This is a genomic window from Bradyrhizobium sp. USDA 223, assembly GCF_044909005.1.
Lineage (GTDB): Bacteria > Pseudomonadota > Alphaproteobacteria > Rhizobiales > Xanthobacteraceae > Bradyrhizobium > Bradyrhizobium yuanmingense.
On record NZ_JBIYDR010000001.1, the window covers coordinates 7,783,002 to 7,798,934 of the forward strand.

At 64.1% G+C, this 15,933-nt stretch carries 20 protein-coding genes; 15 read left to right on the top strand and 5 right to left on the bottom strand.

The genetic code is table 11. The features are described from left to right. The first annotated feature begins 114 nt into the window (after positions 1 to 114). Together ABIA40_RS36230 and ABIA40_RS36235 are read left to right on the top strand one after the other, a co-directional pair. Entirely contained in the window at positions 115 to 654 is a 540-nt protein-coding gene (locus ABIA40_RS36230) for an SRPBCC family protein (RefSeq protein ID WP_404545995.1), read from the top strand. A 30-nt stretch (positions 655 to 684) separates the two neighbouring features. Then, positions 685 to 1,098: a VOC family protein gene (locus tag ABIA40_RS36235; RefSeq protein ID WP_271542924.1), complete on the top strand. Its 414-nt coding sequence runs from the start codon at positions 685 to 687 to the stop codon at positions 1,096 to 1,098. A gap of 197 nt (positions 1,099 to 1,295) precedes the next feature. Here the strand turns inward: ABIA40_RS36235 and ABIA40_RS36240 are convergent, their stop codons facing one another. The 3 genes from ABIA40_RS36240 to ABIA40_RS36250 form a co-directional block, all read right to left on the bottom strand. Beyond that, positions 1,296 to 1,646, bottom strand: a complete 351-nt coding sequence (locus ABIA40_RS36240; protein ID WP_157283795.1) for a hypothetical protein — start codon at positions 1,644 to 1,646, stop codon at positions 1,296 to 1,298. A gap of 396 nt (positions 1,647 to 2,042) precedes the next feature. Further along, on the bottom strand, positions 2,043 to 2,480 hold the full coding sequence (locus ABIA40_RS36245; protein WP_035998510.1) for a hypothetical protein: 438 nt from the start codon (positions 2,478 to 2,480) through the stop codon (positions 2,043 to 2,045). A gap of 125 nt (positions 2,481 to 2,605) precedes the next feature. Beyond that, positions 2,606 to 3,394, bottom strand: a complete 789-nt coding sequence (locus ABIA40_RS36250) for an SDR family NAD(P)-dependent oxidoreductase (RefSeq protein ID WP_157283796.1) — start codon at positions 3,392 to 3,394, stop codon at positions 2,606 to 2,608. 264 nt (positions 3,395 to 3,658) lie between these two features. Between ABIA40_RS36250 and ABIA40_RS36255 the strand changes: the two genes are divergently transcribed. From ABIA40_RS36255 to ABIA40_RS36280, 6 genes are all read left to right on the top strand, one after another. Then, entirely contained in the window at positions 3,659 to 4,063 is a 405-nt protein-coding gene (locus ABIA40_RS36255) for a YciI family protein (RefSeq protein WP_128264189.1), read from the top strand. Between the two features lie 48 nt (positions 4,064 to 4,111). Next, positions 4,112 to 4,477, top strand: a complete 366-nt coding sequence (locus ABIA40_RS36260; protein ID WP_128264188.1) for a YciI family protein — start codon at positions 4,112 to 4,114, stop codon at positions 4,475 to 4,477. Positions 4,478 to 4,601: 124 nt separating this feature from the next. Beyond that, positions 4,602 to 5,342 (top strand): TetR/AcrR family transcriptional regulator, encoded by a 741-nt coding sequence (locus tag ABIA40_RS36265; protein ID WP_128264187.1) that lies wholly within the window; start codon positions 4,602 to 4,604, stop codon positions 5,340 to 5,342. A 121-nt stretch (positions 5,343 to 5,463) separates the two neighbouring features. After that, positions 5,464 to 5,955: a DUF2852 domain-containing protein gene (locus tag ABIA40_RS36270; protein WP_025034098.1), complete on the top strand. Its 492-nt coding sequence runs from the start codon at positions 5,464 to 5,466 to the stop codon at positions 5,953 to 5,955. Between the two features lie 253 nt (positions 5,956 to 6,208). Then, entirely contained in the window at positions 6,209 to 6,466 is a 258-nt protein-coding gene (locus ABIA40_RS36275; RefSeq protein WP_404545999.1) for a hypothetical protein, read from the top strand. Continuing rightward, entirely contained in the window at positions 6,463 to 6,597 is a 135-nt protein-coding gene (locus tag ABIA40_RS36280) for a hypothetical protein (protein WP_271542926.1), read from the top strand. Before ABIA40_RS36275 ends, ABIA40_RS36280 begins: the two co-directional genes overlap by 4 nt. 33 nt (positions 6,598 to 6,630) lie before the next feature. Here ABIA40_RS36280 and ABIA40_RS36285 read toward each other — a convergent pair whose 3' ends face one another. Then, positions 6,631 to 7,794 carry an acyl-CoA desaturase gene (locus ABIA40_RS36285; protein ID WP_404546001.1) on the bottom strand — a complete coding sequence of 388 codons (1,164 nt, stop codon included), beginning with the start codon at positions 7,792 to 7,794 and terminating at the stop codon, positions 6,631 to 6,633. Positions 7,795 to 8,072: 278 nt separating this feature from the next. Between ABIA40_RS36285 and ABIA40_RS36290 the strand changes: the two genes are divergently transcribed. Further along, a complete protein-coding gene (locus tag ABIA40_RS36290) occupies positions 8,073 to 8,822 on the top strand; it encodes a DapH/DapD/GlmU-related protein (protein WP_404546003.1) in 750 nt (249 codons plus the stop codon). 7 nt (positions 8,823 to 8,829) lie between these two features. On the opposite strand, the gene ABIA40_RS36295 is transcribed toward ABIA40_RS36290, so the two are convergent. Continuing rightward, positions 8,830 to 9,348 (bottom strand): DUF2231 domain-containing protein, encoded by a 519-nt coding sequence (locus tag ABIA40_RS36295; protein WP_157283799.1) that lies wholly within the window; start codon positions 9,346 to 9,348, stop codon positions 8,830 to 8,832. A gap of 422 nt (positions 9,349 to 9,770) precedes the next feature. On the opposite strand from ABIA40_RS36295, the gene tolQ reads away from it, so the two are divergent. The 6 genes from tolQ to ABIA40_RS36325 all read left to right on the top strand — a co-directional run bounded on the left by tolQ (position 9,771) and on the right by ABIA40_RS36325 (position 15,912). Then, the gene (gene tolQ / locus ABIA40_RS36300) at positions 9,771 to 10,487 is read left to right on the top strand and encodes a protein TolQ (RefSeq protein ID WP_008546343.1); all 717 of its coding nucleotides are present in this window, start codon (positions 9,771 to 9,773) and stop codon (positions 10,485 to 10,487) included. A 43-nt stretch (positions 10,488 to 10,530) separates the two neighbouring features. Further along, positions 10,531 to 10,983, top strand: a complete 453-nt coding sequence (tolR, locus tag ABIA40_RS36305) for a protein TolR (protein WP_036021864.1) — start codon at positions 10,531 to 10,533, stop codon at positions 10,981 to 10,983. Positions 10,984 to 10,987: 4 nt separating this feature from the next. Then, positions 10,988 to 11,947, top strand: coding sequence for a protein TolA (locus ABIA40_RS36310; protein ID WP_128264182.1), 960 nt, complete (start codon positions 10,988 to 10,990; stop codon positions 11,945 to 11,947). 41 nt (positions 11,948 to 11,988) lie between these two features. After that, complete coding sequence (tolB, locus tag ABIA40_RS36315; protein ID WP_035998559.1) at positions 11,989 to 13,332, top strand: Tol-Pal system beta propeller repeat protein TolB; 1,344 nt, start codon at positions 11,989 to 11,991, stop codon at positions 13,330 to 13,332. Positions 13,333 to 13,410: 78 nt separating this feature from the next. Further along, entirely contained in the window at positions 13,411 to 13,554 is a 144-nt protein-coding gene (locus ABIA40_RS36320; protein ID WP_193760487.1) for a hypothetical protein, read from the top strand. A 36-nt stretch (positions 13,555 to 13,590) separates the two neighbouring features. Next, the gene (locus ABIA40_RS36325; protein WP_157283801.1) at positions 13,591 to 15,912 is read left to right on the top strand and encodes a bifunctional diguanylate cyclase/phosphodiesterase; all 2,322 of its coding nucleotides are present in this window, start codon (positions 13,591 to 13,593) and stop codon (positions 15,910 to 15,912) included. The last annotated feature ends 21 nt before the right edge of the window (positions 15,913 to 15,933 follow it).

Sequence of the window (15,933 nt, forward strand, 5' to 3'; positions counted from 1 at the left end):
GGCCGGGACAAGCCCGGCCATGACGAGCGGCGGGCAGTGCGCCAAAGAATTTCTCTCCCATTGTCGGCCCCCGCCGTTCCCCTTCGTCTTAATCCCGTACCAGGGGAGTCATCCATGCTGAAAGCCGTTGCCGTCATCGCCATCGTTCTCGCCGCCGGCGTTGCCGCCGTCCTCGTCTTTGCCCTGACGAAACCCGATACCCTCCGTGTGGAACGCTCGCTCGCCGTCAACGCACCGGCCGCTGCGATCTATCCGCTGGTTGCCGATTTCCATCGCTGGACCGCCTGGTCGCCCTATGAGACCCGCGATCCCGCCATGAAGCGGACGTTCGGCGGAACCTCGGCAGGGAAGGGTGCGACCTATGCCTGGGACGGCAACAACAAGGTCGGCGCCGGCCATATGGAGATCCTGGAGGCGACCGGGCCCTCCAAGCTCCGGATCAAGCTTGATTTCGAGCGGCCGTTCGAAGGCCACAACACCGCCGAGTTCACCTTTGTGCCGCAAGGCGATGCCACACTCGTCACATGGGCGATGTACGGTCCGGCCCCGTTCATGTCCAAGCTGATGCAGGTGTTCTTCAACATGGACAGCATGATCGGCAAGGATTTCGAGACCGGCCTCGCCGGCCTGAAGAAGCTCACCGAGAAGCGATAGGTCTCAAGGCAAACGAAGAGGAGAGAAACGATGCTCAATCCCTATCTGTTCTACCAGGACAATTGCGAAGCCGCGTTCAACTATTACGTCAAGGTTCTCGGGGGCAAGATCGATGCGATGATGCGTTCATCGGACGCGCCGCCGGAGGTGCCGGCTACGCCCGGCCGTGAGAAGATGATCATGCATGCGCGGATGTCACTGCCGGACGGCACGGTATTGATGGCCTCCGACTCGCCGGCCGAGCATTTCCAGAAGCCGCAGGGCTTTGCAATCTCGCTTACAGTCAAAGACCCCGCGGATGGCGAGCGCAAGTTCAACGCGCTGGCCGACGGTGGCAGCGTCACCATGCCCTTCAGCAAGACGTTCTGGGCCAAGGGCTTCGGCATGTGCGTCGACAAGTTCGGCATTCCCTGGATGGTGAATTGCCCGGCCGAAGGCATGTGATAGAGCATGATCCGGAAAAGTGTGAAGCGGTTTTCCGAAAAGATCATGCTCAAACAACAACCTAAAGCGCGATGACGATTTATCCTATCGCATCGCGCTTTGGGCGCGACCGTCGCGTTGCGATCCCCTCTCTCCAATGCTGAGGGAGAGGGGACGTACGTTTCGTTACGTCAGGCGCCGATCGGCCGTTTGTCCTCTCACCGGATTGATCCGGTGACGTCCTCGCGCGGCGCTGACGATTCCACGCAGCGAGGGCAGATCACGAGCTTGGCGCCGAGCGTCCTGTCGTTCTCCGCCTGTATCTCGTCCTGGACCGCCCACCACGCCTCGGAATAGGGGCGCAATGTGCCGAGCACTTTTTCGCGCTCCTGATTCGGATCACTTGCAGCCGGCGCGCCGGTCGTGACGCGCCGCTTGGCGACATGCGGACGGTTCGGATCCTTGCCGAGGCCATCCCATGCCATGGCGCGGCGTTCCTGCGCTGGCGCCTCTGCGCATCCGATCAGCGCTGTGCAAAAAGTGAGCACGATCAAGCCGTGTCGAATCATGCCGGGCTTTTGCCTCCATAATCGGCGCGCAGAATCTGCATGAGACACGCGCATCGTCGGTTCAATGGAACTCAAGGCAAAACAAGCTTGCCGGCATGGCCGAATATGAGTCGTGCTTTCGCATCACTTTGCGGACGCAGTGAGGCCGCTTCGTGAAGCGAGCTGCATCGCACAACAATTGGCGCAATATTGGGCTGTGCTCTGCACGCCAGAATCGTTATTGGTGAGTCATAAAAGCTACAAACTGGGATGGACGTCACTTGCAAGGGGAGCGACCGATGGCGGCGGCGCTACAGATCAACTTTGCTCTTTGGGGAATGCTCATTTGCGCCAGCGCGAAGCTGGCGCCAGTGATCCAGACGCTGTTTTGAAAGCGGTTGGCGGCTGCCGGCTGTATCAGCGGCAACGCGGATAGATCGCGGCGAGATCGCGCCCCTTCAACAGCAGCAACCGCGAGGTCAGGCCGCCACGGCGGCTGATCCAGTCGCGCACCGGACCGGGATAGGCGGCAAGCACCGCGACCGATGCTTCCGGCTCGGCATAGAAGCGGCCGCGCCGATCGACCGAGCGTGCGGCATGGAAGCCGAGCACGGCGCGCTTGGTGACGCAGATGCGCTCGCCCGGCACGATGCTCAGCACCAGCGTGCAGGCGGACAGGCAGGGGCCGTCGATCACCACGCGCTCGCCACTGTCGCGGACCTTTTCGAACAGATCGAGGAACGGCCCGACCTGTCCGCCCGGGGACTGGATGATGCGGATCTCGGCCGCCGCGGGCGCGGCGGCGAGCAGCGCGGATGCAAGCATCAGAGCTTTGAGGAAGGTGATGCGTTGCATGAACTCTCCACCAAACCGCTTTCGTGGGGTGGGCAAAGCGTAGCGTGCCCACCATCCGCACCGCAAACTTGCGATAGTGGTGGGCACGGCGCGTTGCGCCTTTGCCCACCCTACAAATCCTGTGCCTACCCGTTGCGCCTCTGCCCGCGCAGCGTCGGCAGGCCGATGCCCGCCGCATCGAAGCCGCCGTCCACGGCCAAAATTTGGCCGGTGATGTAGCTCGCGCGGCCCGAGCACAGGAAATAGATCGCTTCCGCGAGTTCCTCTTCCAGGCCGTAGCGGTTGAGCGGAATGGCGTCGTGATAGTCGGCTCGGATCTCCTTGGTGTGCACCTGCTTCGCCATCGCGGTGTCGACGGGTCCCGGTGCGACCGCGTTGACGCGGATGTTGAGGGAGGCGAGCTCGACCGCGAGCTGCTTGGTGAGGTGTGCAAGGCCTGCCTTGCTGGTGCCGTAGGCCGAGCGCAGCGTCGAAGCGCGCACGGCCGAGATCGAGGTGATGTTGACGATGGCGCCGCCATTGCCGTCGCGCATCAAAGGCACAGCCGCCTTGGTGCAGAGGAACGGTCCGGTGAGGTTGACCTCGAGCACGCGGCGCCAGTCGGCATCCGACGTCTCCATCAGCGGCGCGAACACCGCGATGCCGGCATTGTTGACCAGCGCGTCCAGCCGGCCGAACCGCCGCTCGATCGCCGTCATTGCGGCGCTGACTGCGGCCGCGTCGGCGATATCGCAGGTCAGCGCCAGCGTCGCCTCGCTCTGGCCGATGTCCGCGACCGCGTGGCCGAGCAGTTCGTGCTCGATGTCGAGCAGGGCCACGCGCCAGCCCTCGGCCAAGAATTTCTTCGCGGTCGCAAGCCCGATGCCGCGGGCGGCACCGGTGACGAGGGCGACTTTTTGCGGGGCTTGCGGCATTGGCTGATCTGTCCTGCGTCCGGGAGCGGCGTGCGAGAGCGCCGGCCCCTTTTACTGCGCTTTGGTTCCGGCATGAAAGGCCTCGCCGAGCCGATCGAGCCCGATGCGGCCCAGAATGCGCCAGCCGCGGCTGCGCTGCGGCCTCGAAATAATTTCTGTCCCACTGTCGGCCGGGCAGAATGCCGTTCGTCTTGGAGGTGAGCGCGGGCCAGCCGTTTCCGCCCGCAGGACATATCGGAGCGACTGAGACAGCAAGGAACTCCCATGCGATTCATGATGCTGATGATCCCGCTCGGCTACGAGAACGCGCCGCCGGAGCTTCAACTCGATCCCGAGCGCGTCGCCGCGATGATGCGCTACAACGAGGCGCTGAAGGATGCGGGCGTGCTGATCACGCTCGATGGGCTGCACCCGCCGTCGACCGGGGCGCGCGTCTCGTTCGCGACCGGCAAGCCCGTCGTCACCGACGGGCCCTTTGCCGAAGCCAAGGAAGTCCTGGGCGGCTATTGGATGATCGAGGTCGCCTCGCGCGAGGAAGCGATCGCGTGGGCCAAGAAGTGCCCGGCTTCAGCCAACGAGATCATCGAGGTCCGCCAAGTGCAGGAGATGGCCGACTACTCGCCCGAAGTGCAGGAGATCGTCGCCGGGTTTGGCGACCTGAAGACGTAGACGAGACGGCGGCTGCGCGATTCCCAATCAACCTGAAGGAGAAAACCCATGAGCGCCGAACATAAATTTCTCGCCGTCTATCTCGGCAGCATGAGCGGATCGAAAATGGCGGCGTGGCGGGCGCTGCCCGAGGCCGAGCGGAAGGCGAAGGAGCAGGCGGGCATGGCCGCTTGGCATGGCTGGGTCGAGAAGCACAAATCCGTGATCGTCGAGATGGGCGGCCCGCTCGGCAAGACCCGCAGGATCGACGGGAGCGGCATCACGGAAGTCAGCAACGCGCTGACCGGTTTCACGGTGGTGCGCGCCGCCTCGCAGGAGGACGCTGCAAAGCTGTTCGAGAACCATCCGCATTTTGCGATCTTCCCCGGCGAAGCAATCGAGGTCATGCCCGTGCTGCCGATTCCGGAGATGTAGCCCCGGTCACCCGTCATTCCGGGTTCGATACTCCGTATCGCCCCGGAATGACGTGAAAATACGGGTTAACCAGTCCGGCCGCCGCTAGTGACCTTCACGCCCGGCTCATGTAAAGGTCGTTCACATGAGCTGGCGCAAGGAGCAGCGCCGCGCCGAGCGCGGCTATCACCACGGCAATCTGAAGGAAGCCCTGTTGCAGGCGGCCCTCGGGCTGATCGCCGAGAAGGGGGCGGCCGGCTTCACCTTCGCCGATGCCGCGCGCATGGCCGGCGTCAGTGCGGCGGCGCCCTACCGGCATTTCCGCGACCGTGACGAGCTGCTGTCCTCGATCGCCCAGCGCGGTTTCGAGCAGTTCGAGGCGCGCCTGGCCGCGGTCTGGGACGACGGGCGCCCCGATACGGTCACCGCGTTCGAGCGCGTCGGCAAGGCCTATCTGGCCTTCGCCCGCGAGGAGCCCGCCTTCTACAGCGCGATGTTCGAATCGGGCGTGCCGGTGGATGCCAATCCTGCGCTTCAGGCGGCCAGCGAGCGCGCATTCAACATCATTCGCGCCGCCGCCGAGCGGCTCGCGGCCCTGACGCCGCCGGGCACGCCGCGGCCGCCGGCCATGATGATGGCCTTGCACATCTGGTCGATGGCCCACGGCGTGGCCTCGCTGTTTTCCCGCGGCGATGCTGCGCGCCGCAAGCTGCCGATGTCGCCGGACGAGCTGCTGGAGGCCGAGGTGCTGATCTATTTGCGCGGCCTCGGCTTCCCGACCGACCGTCGTCCCTCAGGCAAGGGCGCCGAGCCGCCGCCGGTGCCACCGGAGGCTTCCTCCGGTTCGGGCCTGCCGCCCGGCAGTCCCTGGGGCAAGCCGAAATAAGATTGCTCGAAGAATCACGCGGGCGTGTCTGGCGGTCGGCTTGACAAAATCGCGGGATAGTCTAGCTATGTAAATGTTATTTACATTCACAACGGCGCTGGTGCCGTGATGGAGATGGGAAATGGCCTATACCGCTGACGTCAATCGCTGGCGCGGCCCTTCGGACCAATACCAACAGTACGAGCGTCCCCGCATGCTCGATACGCCTTGGCATCCGGGCTGGATCGCCGTGACCATCCTCGGCTTCATCATCTGGTGGCCGATCGGACTTGCCCTTCTCTTTTTCACACTCGGGAGCAGAAGAATGTCGTGCTGGAGCCATCAGGACCGCTGGCAGAACAAGATGGAAAAGATGCAGTACAAGATGGATCGCATGCGCGACCGCATGGAGCGCCGCGGCTTCGGCTTTGGCTTCGGGCCGCCGTCCTCCGGCAACCGAGCCTTCGACGAGTATCGCAGTGAGACGCTGCGCCGGCTCGAGGAAGAGCAGGTCGAGTTCAAGAACTTCCTCGACCGCCTGCGTCACGCCAAGGACAAGGAAGAGTTCGACCAGTTCATGGCGCAGCACAAGACGCGCCCGACTCCGCCGCCGACCGACCAGCAGCAGGGCTGATCTGAAGAAGTCCACCTCTCAAGCCTTCAGGCGCATGCCCCCAAAGTCCTGATGGCCTCGAGCCGCCCGTCTGCGCAACCCGCAGGCGGGCGGTTTGGTTTATGTCAAACTTCGATGGTCGTCCTGGCGATGCGAAGCGCCTGCGAGGGCTTTGCGAGGCCCATCACGCAGATGTGCAGGGTCGATAGAACCCGGACCGCGCGAGCACCGACCAAGCCTTGACTGCGCCTCCGCGGCGCCGACGGGCACGATCATGACCAATATTGAACGCAAACAAATCGGCCAGCGCCTCGGATTGTTCGAGCGCGCGGCCGTGTTGTTCGAGCGCTTCGGCCCTGTGGTGCCGGTGGCGATTGCGTTCCTCAGTGGGTGGCCCACGGAAGTTCAGCTCTACCCGGAATGGCAGCTCGGTGAGTCCTGGCGGTTGTTTCTCAGCGCCAATCTATATTGGGGCGCATCGTACGCACTCAGCCGCGCGGTGTCGTTCGCGAAGGGAAGTATCGTCCCATGATCCTGCTCCGCGATTTCGCGCTTTTCGTCCTGCCGGTGCTGATCGCCGCAGGCGGCTGGCTCTATGCGCTCAGCCTCCGCAAGCAGGCTGACCCCGGCCGCGCCCGCGATGGACGCGCCCCGGCAGCATGACCGCTGCCGGCCGGTGTCGCATGGCGTGAAGTTTCAGCGCACTGCGGCGAGTTGCGCGTGAACCGAGGCCAGGAAGTATTCGTAGGCGTGGTCGACGATCTCGTTGAGCGATCGCGTGCGCGCGAACATCGCTTTGGCCTCCGCGAGAAACTCCTCGCGGGTCGGGATCTTCGGCAGATGCAGATGCGTCAGCGCGTCGACACCTTCATGCGCGCGATTGAGAATGTCGTGCAGCGACGGCAGCTGCAACTGGGCGAGATCGGCACGGCGGCGTGCCGACGAAATCGCATGCGCCAGGGTCTGCGCATCGAACCGTCCGGCGAGCTGGCGGGCGGCCCGCTGGATGACCCGCGCGCCGAGCGGCTGCTCGTTGCGCAGCACCTGTTCGGGCGGCGCTTTCATGTTCCAGACGACGCCGATCCACGACAGCAGCGTCAGGATGTAATAGGTCACGTCGACTTCCCACCAGCGAAAGCCCTGTCGCACGCTGCTCTGATAGGCGTGGTGATTGTTGTGCCAGCCCTCACCCAGCGTGAACAACGCCAGCAGCCAGTTGTTGCGGGAATCATCGCCGGTCACGTAGCGCTTGCGCCCGTGCACATGGGCAAGCGAATTGATGCAGAAGGTCGCGTGATAGACCAGCACAGTGCTCCAGAGAAAGCCGACCACCAGACCCGACCATCCTGCGACCAGGAAGCAGAGCCCTGCCAGCACGAACGCCGGCAGCAGCTCCAGCCGATGCAGCCACATCAGCTCGGGATAGGCGGCGAGATCGCCGACCTTCACGAGGTCGGTTGCGTCGTGCTGCCGGTAAAAGATCCAGCCGAGATGGCTATAGAGGAAGCCGCGGTGACGCGGTGAATGCACGTCGTTTTCGGTGTCGGAATGCAGGTGATGGTGGCGATGTTTGGCCGCCCACCACAACACGCTCTTCTGGGCGCTGCTTTGCGCAAGGCAGGCCAGGATGAACTGAAACACCCGGCTGGTCGCAAACGCCCGATGCGAGAAATAGCGATGGTAGCCGGCTCCGATCGCGAACATCCGCAAGCAATAGAGTGAGACGCAGATCGCGACCGCCTGCCAGGTGACGCCCGACCAGATTGCCGCAAGGCAGCCGAGATGGACCAGCAGGAACGGCAGGGCGGATGGATACATGATGTCGTCGTGCTGGTCGTCGGCGGGGGCGTTGGGCGACATATTTGAGCGTGACCTCGGATGACGTGGATTCGGAACTGGATCCGGCAGCTTGACGTCCGGCGGGTACCAAAACCCGCGGATGCCACCGCGGGCTTCGGCCGAAGGGTGGCCGCAGCTCTCTGGCAAGCAAGCCCGTAGCCTTACGGGGAGCATGGCGCACAGGTGGCCGCGCGTGTTGCCGACGCCAATTGGCGCGCAGGCGGCCTGGGTCCTATATTCGACAGCGAGAAGCAAGCGTCAAAACACCGCAGGCGGCAATGCGGACGGAGACTGCGATCATGGCGAGCGACATCCTCTGGCAGGAGATACGCGGCGAGGCGCGGCGCGCCGCAGCGGCGGATCCCGTCTTCGGCAAGGCTGTCGCCGATGCCATCCTTGCCCATGACGATTTTACCGCTGCCTTGGCCGATCTGATCGGGCGTCGGCTGGGCGGCAGCGCCGCCGATCGCGAGCGCTTCACGACGTTTTCCCGCGATGCCTTTCGCGGCCAACCGGATCTGGTCGAAGCGGCCGGCCGCGACCTAACCGCCATCGTGCTCCGCGATCCCGCCATCGCCGGATTGTTGCCGCCGCTGCTGCACTTCAAGGGCTATGTCGCGCTGCAGTCCTGGCGCGTCTCGCACTGGCTATGGCGTCATGACCATCGTGATGCGGCGCTGCTGTTGCAGAACGAGGCTTCGAACGTCCTGCAGGTCAGCATTCATCCGGCCGCGAGCCTCGGCTCGTCGGTTTATCTCGACCATGCCACCGGCATCGTGATCGGTGCCAATGTCGTCATCGGCGACGAGGCGACCATCCTTCAGAATGTCAGCATCGGACGCCATGGCGACCTGCCGATGCGCTCGCCTCGCATCGGTCGCGGCGTGTTCATCGGCTCCGGCGCGACCATCCTCGGCGACATCGAGATCGGCGACTTCGCCAAGATCGGCGCCGGGACTGTCGTGACCGGTGACGTGCCTGGCGGCTGCACCGCAATCGGCAATCCCGCGCGGCTCACCAATTGCCTTGCGGCCGCTTCGTCCGCTTGACTGTCGCTCAGGCGGCGCGGCGGTGGCTTTCGCCGCCATGATGCGGGTTGACCGGCTCCGAGCTGGTCTGGCCCGGCGCGTCCAGCACCGCGACGTGGTGGCGGTAGACCATTTCCCAGCCCTTCCATCCCGTGAACAGGAGGATGCCGACCACGACCAGGGACAGCACGACGCCCCAGGGGTTGATCGCCGCCTCCGCGCCTTGGGCGTAGCGGAGATAGAAATTGACCAGGGCCAGCACCACCGCCGCGAGATTGCCGATCATGTGGTACCAGGCGTCGTTCAGGCGGCGGATGCGCGGCTCGCTGAAGAAGTCGGTAAAGCCGGCTGCGGCGGCAACCAGCGCCATGACGATGCCGGCGCCGATCAGCCACATCGCGGCGCGTGCCCAAAAACCGTCGCCGGTTCCGATGAAGGCGAGATCGGCGATGGGGGCGCCGACCAGGAACGCGACGGGGAACGGGATCAGCATGGGGTGGAGCGGGTGATCGCCGATCGCGGCGGTCGTCTTGGGGTTGATGGACATGGCAGGACCTCGCTGAGAGTGATTTTCCGGACAATTTTTGGCGCGAGAGCAGGTTCCTCCGGCCGGTGCGTCCGGAACACGGGATCCGGGGTCCATCCCCCTGCACGGACTGCCTTTCCTGCAACCAAATGCGCCGCCGGTAACCCCGCATTAACCATCGGCGGGCTCTGGTATGTGCGGACAGGCGTGCCCGGAGCCCGACGTCAAGGCCTGGGGTCGAGGCCCCTTAGTTTTGACATCTTGGCGGGGAATGCAGGCGGCCGGCTTTTGACGAGCCTTTGGACGAGCCCTGCACCCCAGAAAGACAAGGCTTTGAGCGGGCTTGCCCGCCGCGCGGGTCCAGCGCGGCTGTTGGGGAACACCGGCCGCGATTTGCTGGCCGAAGGACATTAGGTAACGATCGCCTTGAGAGGATACTGCTTATGAATCCGGCCGAATTGGCTCAGTCAGCCCTTCCGGTTGCTGCCTCCGCCGACGTGTCGCTGATCGCGCTGTTCTGGCAGGCTCACTGGATCGTGAAAGCGGTGATGCTGGGGCTTCTGGCCTGCTCGGTCTGGGTCTGGGCGATCGCCATCGACAAGATCTTTCTCTACGCGCGCACCCGCCGCTCGATGGACCGGTTCGAGCAGGCGTTCTGGTCCGGCGAGTCGATCGAGGAGCTCTATCGCACGCTGTCGGCCAAGCCGACGCATTCCATGGCGGCCTGCTTCGTGGCGGCGATGCGCGAATGGAAGCGCTCGTTCGAGAGCCATGCCCGCTCGGTCGCAGGGCTTCAGATGCGCATCGACAAGGTGATGAACGTCTCGATTGCGCGCGAGGTCGAGCGGCTGGAACGGCGCCTTTTGGTGCTGGCGACCGTCGGCTCCGCCGGCCCCTTCGTCGGCCTGTTCGGCACGGTCTGGGGCATCATGTCGAGCTTCCAGTCGATCGCGGCCTCGAAAAATACCTCTCTGGCGGTGGTCGCCCCCGGTATCGCCGAGGCGCTGTTTGCGACCGCCGTCGGCCTTATCGCCGCCATTCCTGCCACTATTTTCTACAATAAGTTCACCTCCGAGGTGAACCGGCAGGCCCAGCGGCTCGAGGGCTTTGCTGATGAATTTTCAGCCATTCTGTCTCGTCAGATCGACGAGCGGGGCTGACGGACGGCATGTATAGTGTGAAGGGCAATCTGGGCACGCGATCATGGCCATGAACGTTGCGAGTTCGTCCGGCGGCGGCGGGCGCCGCGGCCGGCGCAAGCCGGTCGTGGCCGAGATCAACGTCACGCCGATGGTCGACGTCATGCTGGTGCTGCTCATCATCTTCATGGTGTCGGCACCGATGCTGACGGTCGGCGTCCCGCTCGACCTGCCCCAGACCAGTGCCAAGAGCCTCGAAAACAACGACCAGAAGCCGATCCAGATGTCGGTCGACATCAAGGGCAAGGTGTTCATCAACGACACCGAGATTGCGCTGAACGAGCTGATCCCGAAGCTGAAGGCGATCACCGATGCGCGCGGCGGCCTCGAGGAACGCATCTATCTGCGCGCCGACAAGAAGGCGGATTACGGCACCGTGGCCAAGGTGATGGGCCAGCTCTCGGGCGCCGGATTCAAGAAGCTGGCGCTCGTCACGGAAGCGGATCAGGGGTCTTGAGGCCGTGAAGGTGAACGTCGACAAGACACTCGTTGCGTCGATTGCCCTGCATGTCCTCGTGCTGGGATGGGGGCTCGTCACCTTCAGCAGCAAGGCCTACATCGCTACGCAGGAATCGCTTCCGATCGACATCATCTCCTCCGATCAGCTCGCCAAGATGATGGCGGGGCAGAAGACCGGCAAGAAGGAGGAGCCGAAGCCGAAGGTCGAGAAGATCGCGGAGCCCAAGCCCGAGGAAGACGCCGTCGGCAAGGTCACCGAGAAGAAAGAGCTGATCAAGACCAACTCCCAGCCGGAGCCGCCGCCGAAGCCGGTCGAGAAGCCGGTGGAGAAGAAGCCGGAGCCGCCGAAGCCCGTGGCGGAGGCCAAGCCGAAGGAAGAGCCGAAGCCGCAGGAAAAGAAGCCTGATCCGGCCAAGGAAGATCCGATCGCCGAGCTGCAGAAGAAGATGGAGACCAAGAAGCCGCCGCCGAAGCCCGTGGAGCAGAAGGTCGCGGCGGTGCAGCCGCAGCAGCAGCCCAAGCCCAAGGAGCGCACGTTCGACCCCGCGCAGATCCAGCGCGACCTCGACAAGCGCGCCGCGACGCGGCACGAGCAGACCGGCGCGGCGCTGAATGCATCGGCGTCGCTGGGAGCAGCAACCGGGACGGCCGCCAACAATGTTGCGACCTGGCAGGGCGCGTTCATGTCGGCGGTCAGGCGCTGCTTCACGCCCACCTACAACGGGCAGGATGCCGACCAATACGAAGTCGACATCGATATTTTTATGAAGATCGATGGAACACTGGCATCCGAGCCGGTTGTCGTTGCAGCGCGTGGACCGTCCAGGTCGATCGCTCAGGCCGTGGCGGAGAGTGGCAAGCGTGCCATCGTCCAGTGTCAAGTCTATTCGTTCCTGCCGAAGCAGCAGTATGACACCTGGAAGACCATTCCGATGCGCTTCGGCCTGAAGGATATGTTGTGACATCCGAACAAAAGAATTTTGCGATGAATGACATTCGATCGATGAACCGCCGCCGCTTCATGACGCTGACCGGATCCGCGCTTGCGACGCTTGGGGCTGGACATGCGCTCGCCCAACCGCAAAAGCGGCTTGAAATCAATCCCACCGAATTCCAGCCGATCCCGATCGCGATCAGCAACTTCCTGCCCGGCTCGCCCTCCGATGGCGACGTCGGCAACGGCGTCACGCAGGTCATCACCAACAATCTGAAGCGCTCGGGCCTGTTCGCGCCGATCGATCAGGCCGCCTTCATCGAGCGCATCAACAACATGGATGTCGCGCCGCAATTCCAGAACTGGAAGACCATCAACGCGCAGGCGCTCGTCACCGGCCGCATGACGCGGCAGCCGGACGGGCGGCTCAAGGCCGAATTCCGTCTATGGGACGTCATCTCCGGCCAGCAGCTCGCCGGCCAGCAATATTTCACCTCGCCGGAATATTGGCGCCGCATCGCCCACATCATCTCCGACCAGATCTACGAGCGCATGACCGGCGAGAAGGGCTATTTCGACAGCCGCGTCGTGTTCGTGGACGAGACCGGGCCGAAGGAGCGCCGCGTCAAGCGCCTCGCGATCATGGATCAGGACGGCGCCAATGTGCGCTATCTGACCCGCGGCTCCGATCTCGTGCTGACGCCGCGCTTCTCGCCGAACTCGCAAGAGATCACCTACATGGAGTTCGGTCAGGGTGATCCGAAGGTCTATCTCTACAACATCGAGACCGGCCAGCGCGAGATCGTCGGCAATTTCCCGGGCATGACCTTTGCGCCGCGCTTCTCGCCGGACGGCCAGCGCGTCATCATGAGCCTGCAGCAGGGCGGCAATTCCAACCTGTTCGTGATGGATCTGCGCTCGCGCTCGACCACGCGTCTCACCGACACGCCGGCGATCGACACCTCGCCGTCCTATTCGCCCGACGGCAGCCGCATCTGCTTCGAGTCCGATCGTGGCGGCAGGTCGCAGATCTACGTGATGAGTGCGGGCGGCGGACAGGCGCAGCGCATCTCCTTCTCCAAGGACGACACCAACGCCAGCTATTCGACGCCGGTGTGGTCGCCGAAGGGCGACTACATCGCCTTCACCCGGCAGGGCGGCGGGCAGTTCGCGATCGGCGTCATGAAGCCCGACGGCTCGGGCGAGCGGCTGCTCACCTCCGGCTTTCACAACGAAGGCCCGACCTTCTCGCCGAACGGCCGCGTGCTGATGTTCTTCCGCGATCCTGGCGGCAATGGCGGACCGTCGCTGTACTCGGTCGACATCTCCGGCCGCAACGAATTGAAAGTGCCGACGCCGGGTTTTGCCTCGGACCCGGCATGGTCGCCACTGTTGTCCTCGACCTCGGGCTGACAACGGCGCAGTTGAAACATCGCGCGTTCAGACGCGCGATGTTTTCGAAAAACCGCGCCGATTTTTTCCGAGTTTGCCGTGAACGGCAACACTTCCTTCACCTTGCGCCCGGCAAGGCTTGCCTACCTGCTTGATATTCCAGCAGAAATCATTTCGCTATTGCCGAAAAACAACCCGACTTTAACGATGTTCCCTCAGAAAAGCTTCATCTCGGCTGGGTAAGACTACGCGCTGAACAGGACGCGCGTACAAACCAAAATGCAGTTCGCAAGCCAGAGCGGAGAGCAGGGGCAGCCGCCGCCGGTCAATCCGGCGGCGCAGATCGATTCGCTCTTTGAAGCGCCCGGACCGCTGCTGGCCGGTCTCATCTTCGTGTCGATCGGTGCTGCGCTGACTGCGCTGAAGACAGGTGAGCCCCTGATTTGGGCGTGCGTGGCGCTGCTTGTCTTGGCCGGAACGGTGCGGGCGATCGATTTGCGGCGCTATCAGGGACGCAAGTCGAGCGTGACCGCCGAGGCGGCCAAACGCTGGCAGGCGCGGTATCAGATCGGCGCGAAGATCCAAGCTGCAGCGATCGGCATCTGGTGCGGCACGACTCTGCTCGCCACCGACGACGCGGTCGCGCATATGATTGCCCTGTCGGTCACGACAGGCATCGCCGCAGGGGGAGCGGGAAGGGCGTACGGACGACCGTCGATTTTCCATCTGCAGGCGCTGCTCATTTTCGCCCCCGCGGTGTTGGCATTGGCGTGGCGCGGCACGCCCTACTACATCGCGATGGCCGTTGTGAGCGCGGCCTTCCTGCTGGCCATCATGCAGCTCTCGGTCAACTTGCACCGGATCTTCATGGGCGCCGTGGTGGCGCGCGAACGCGAAGCCGCACTTGCGGGCCAGTTCGATACCGCCCTCAACAACATGCCGCACGGTCTTTGCATGTTCCATCGCGATGGCCAGCTCGCGGTGATGAATCACCGCTTCGCGGCGATGATGAACCTGCCCGACCATCTGCCTCGGAGCGGCGCCAGTGCGCGCGACATCATCGCGGCGTGCGTGCAGGCAAGATCCATCTCGAGCGCGGACGGCGAGCATATCGTCGCCGGCATCGAAAGTTCGCGAGAGAAGGAGATCATCACCGCCGAGGCGAACCTGGAGCGAAATCGGTCGCTGTGCTGGACCGTTCAGCCGATGGCGGACGGAGGGGCGGTGCTGCTGCTCGAGGACATCACCGAGCGGCGCAACGCAGAGGCCAAGATCACCCATCTTGCGCGATACGACGACCTGACGGCGTTGCCGAACAGGGTCAACTTCCGCGACCAGATCGAGCACCTGCTGGCTGTCTCCCACGATGCGGCGCAGCTCTCTGCGCTGCTGTTCATCGACCTCGACCAGTTCAAGCAGGTCAACGACACGCTGGGCCATCCCTGCGGCGACCAGCTCCTGTGCGCCGTCGCCAACCGCCTGCGCGAGATGCTGCGCCCCGAGGATTTCGTCGCCCGGTTCGGCGGCGACGAGTTCGTCGTGTTCCAGCAGAACCTCACGGCGCCCGAGGACGCCGCGGCACTCGCCCGCCGCATCGTCGAGCGGTTGAGCGAGCGGTACCGCATCGACAATCATCTGGTCGAGATCGGCGCCAGCGTTGGCATCGCGCTGACCTCGCCGGAGGGCACCAGCGCCGACACGCTGCTCAAGAACGCCGATATGGCGCTGTACCGCGCCAAAGCCGACGGCCGCGGCACCTATTGTTTCTTCCGCGACGAGATGGCCGCGACCGTCGAGCAGCGCCGCATCCTCGAGCTCGACCTGCGCAAGGCGCTCGCCAACGAGGAATTCGAGCTGTTCTTCCAGCCGCTGGTCAATCTGAGGTCCGGCAAGATCACCACCTGCGAAGCGCTGCTGCGCTGGAATCATCCGGTGCGCGGCACGGTCTCCCCGGTCGACATCATCCCGGTCGCCGAGGACATGGGCCTGATCGTCGATCTCGGCCGCTGGATCCTGCGCCGCGCCTGCATGGAATGCATGAAGTGGCCGGAGGGTGTCAGCGTCGCCGTCAATTTCTCGCCGCAACAATTCCACCAGCGCGACGTCCTGAACGAAATCCGCTACGCGCTCGAAGTGTCGGGCCTGCCGGCGCATCGTCTTGAGATCGAGATCACCGAGTCCTCGCTGCTGCGCAACACCCAACTCACCCACGACATCCTGTCGCAATTGCATGCGCTCGGCGTGCGCATCTCGCTCGACGATTTCGGCACCGGCTATTCCAGCCTCAGCTACCTGCACAATTTCCCGATGCAGAAGGTGAAGATCGATCGCTCCTTCCTCGAAGGCATCGATTCCGACCGGCCGCTGACGCTGCTGCGCGGTGTCGCGCGGCTGTCCGCCGATCTCGGCATGGCCGTCGTGGTCGAAGGCATCGAGACCAATGAGCAGCTCGAGCTGATCAGCGCCGACGGCACCGTGACCGAAGGGCAGGGCTACCTGTTCAGCCGGCCCGTACCGGCGGTGCGGATCCGGCAATTGCTCAACGCCTCGCATGGTCGTCGCGTGCCCGACGACCAGCTCGCCCTCGTGTCGTCGCGATAGGCCCGATCCCTTCCCGGCAGC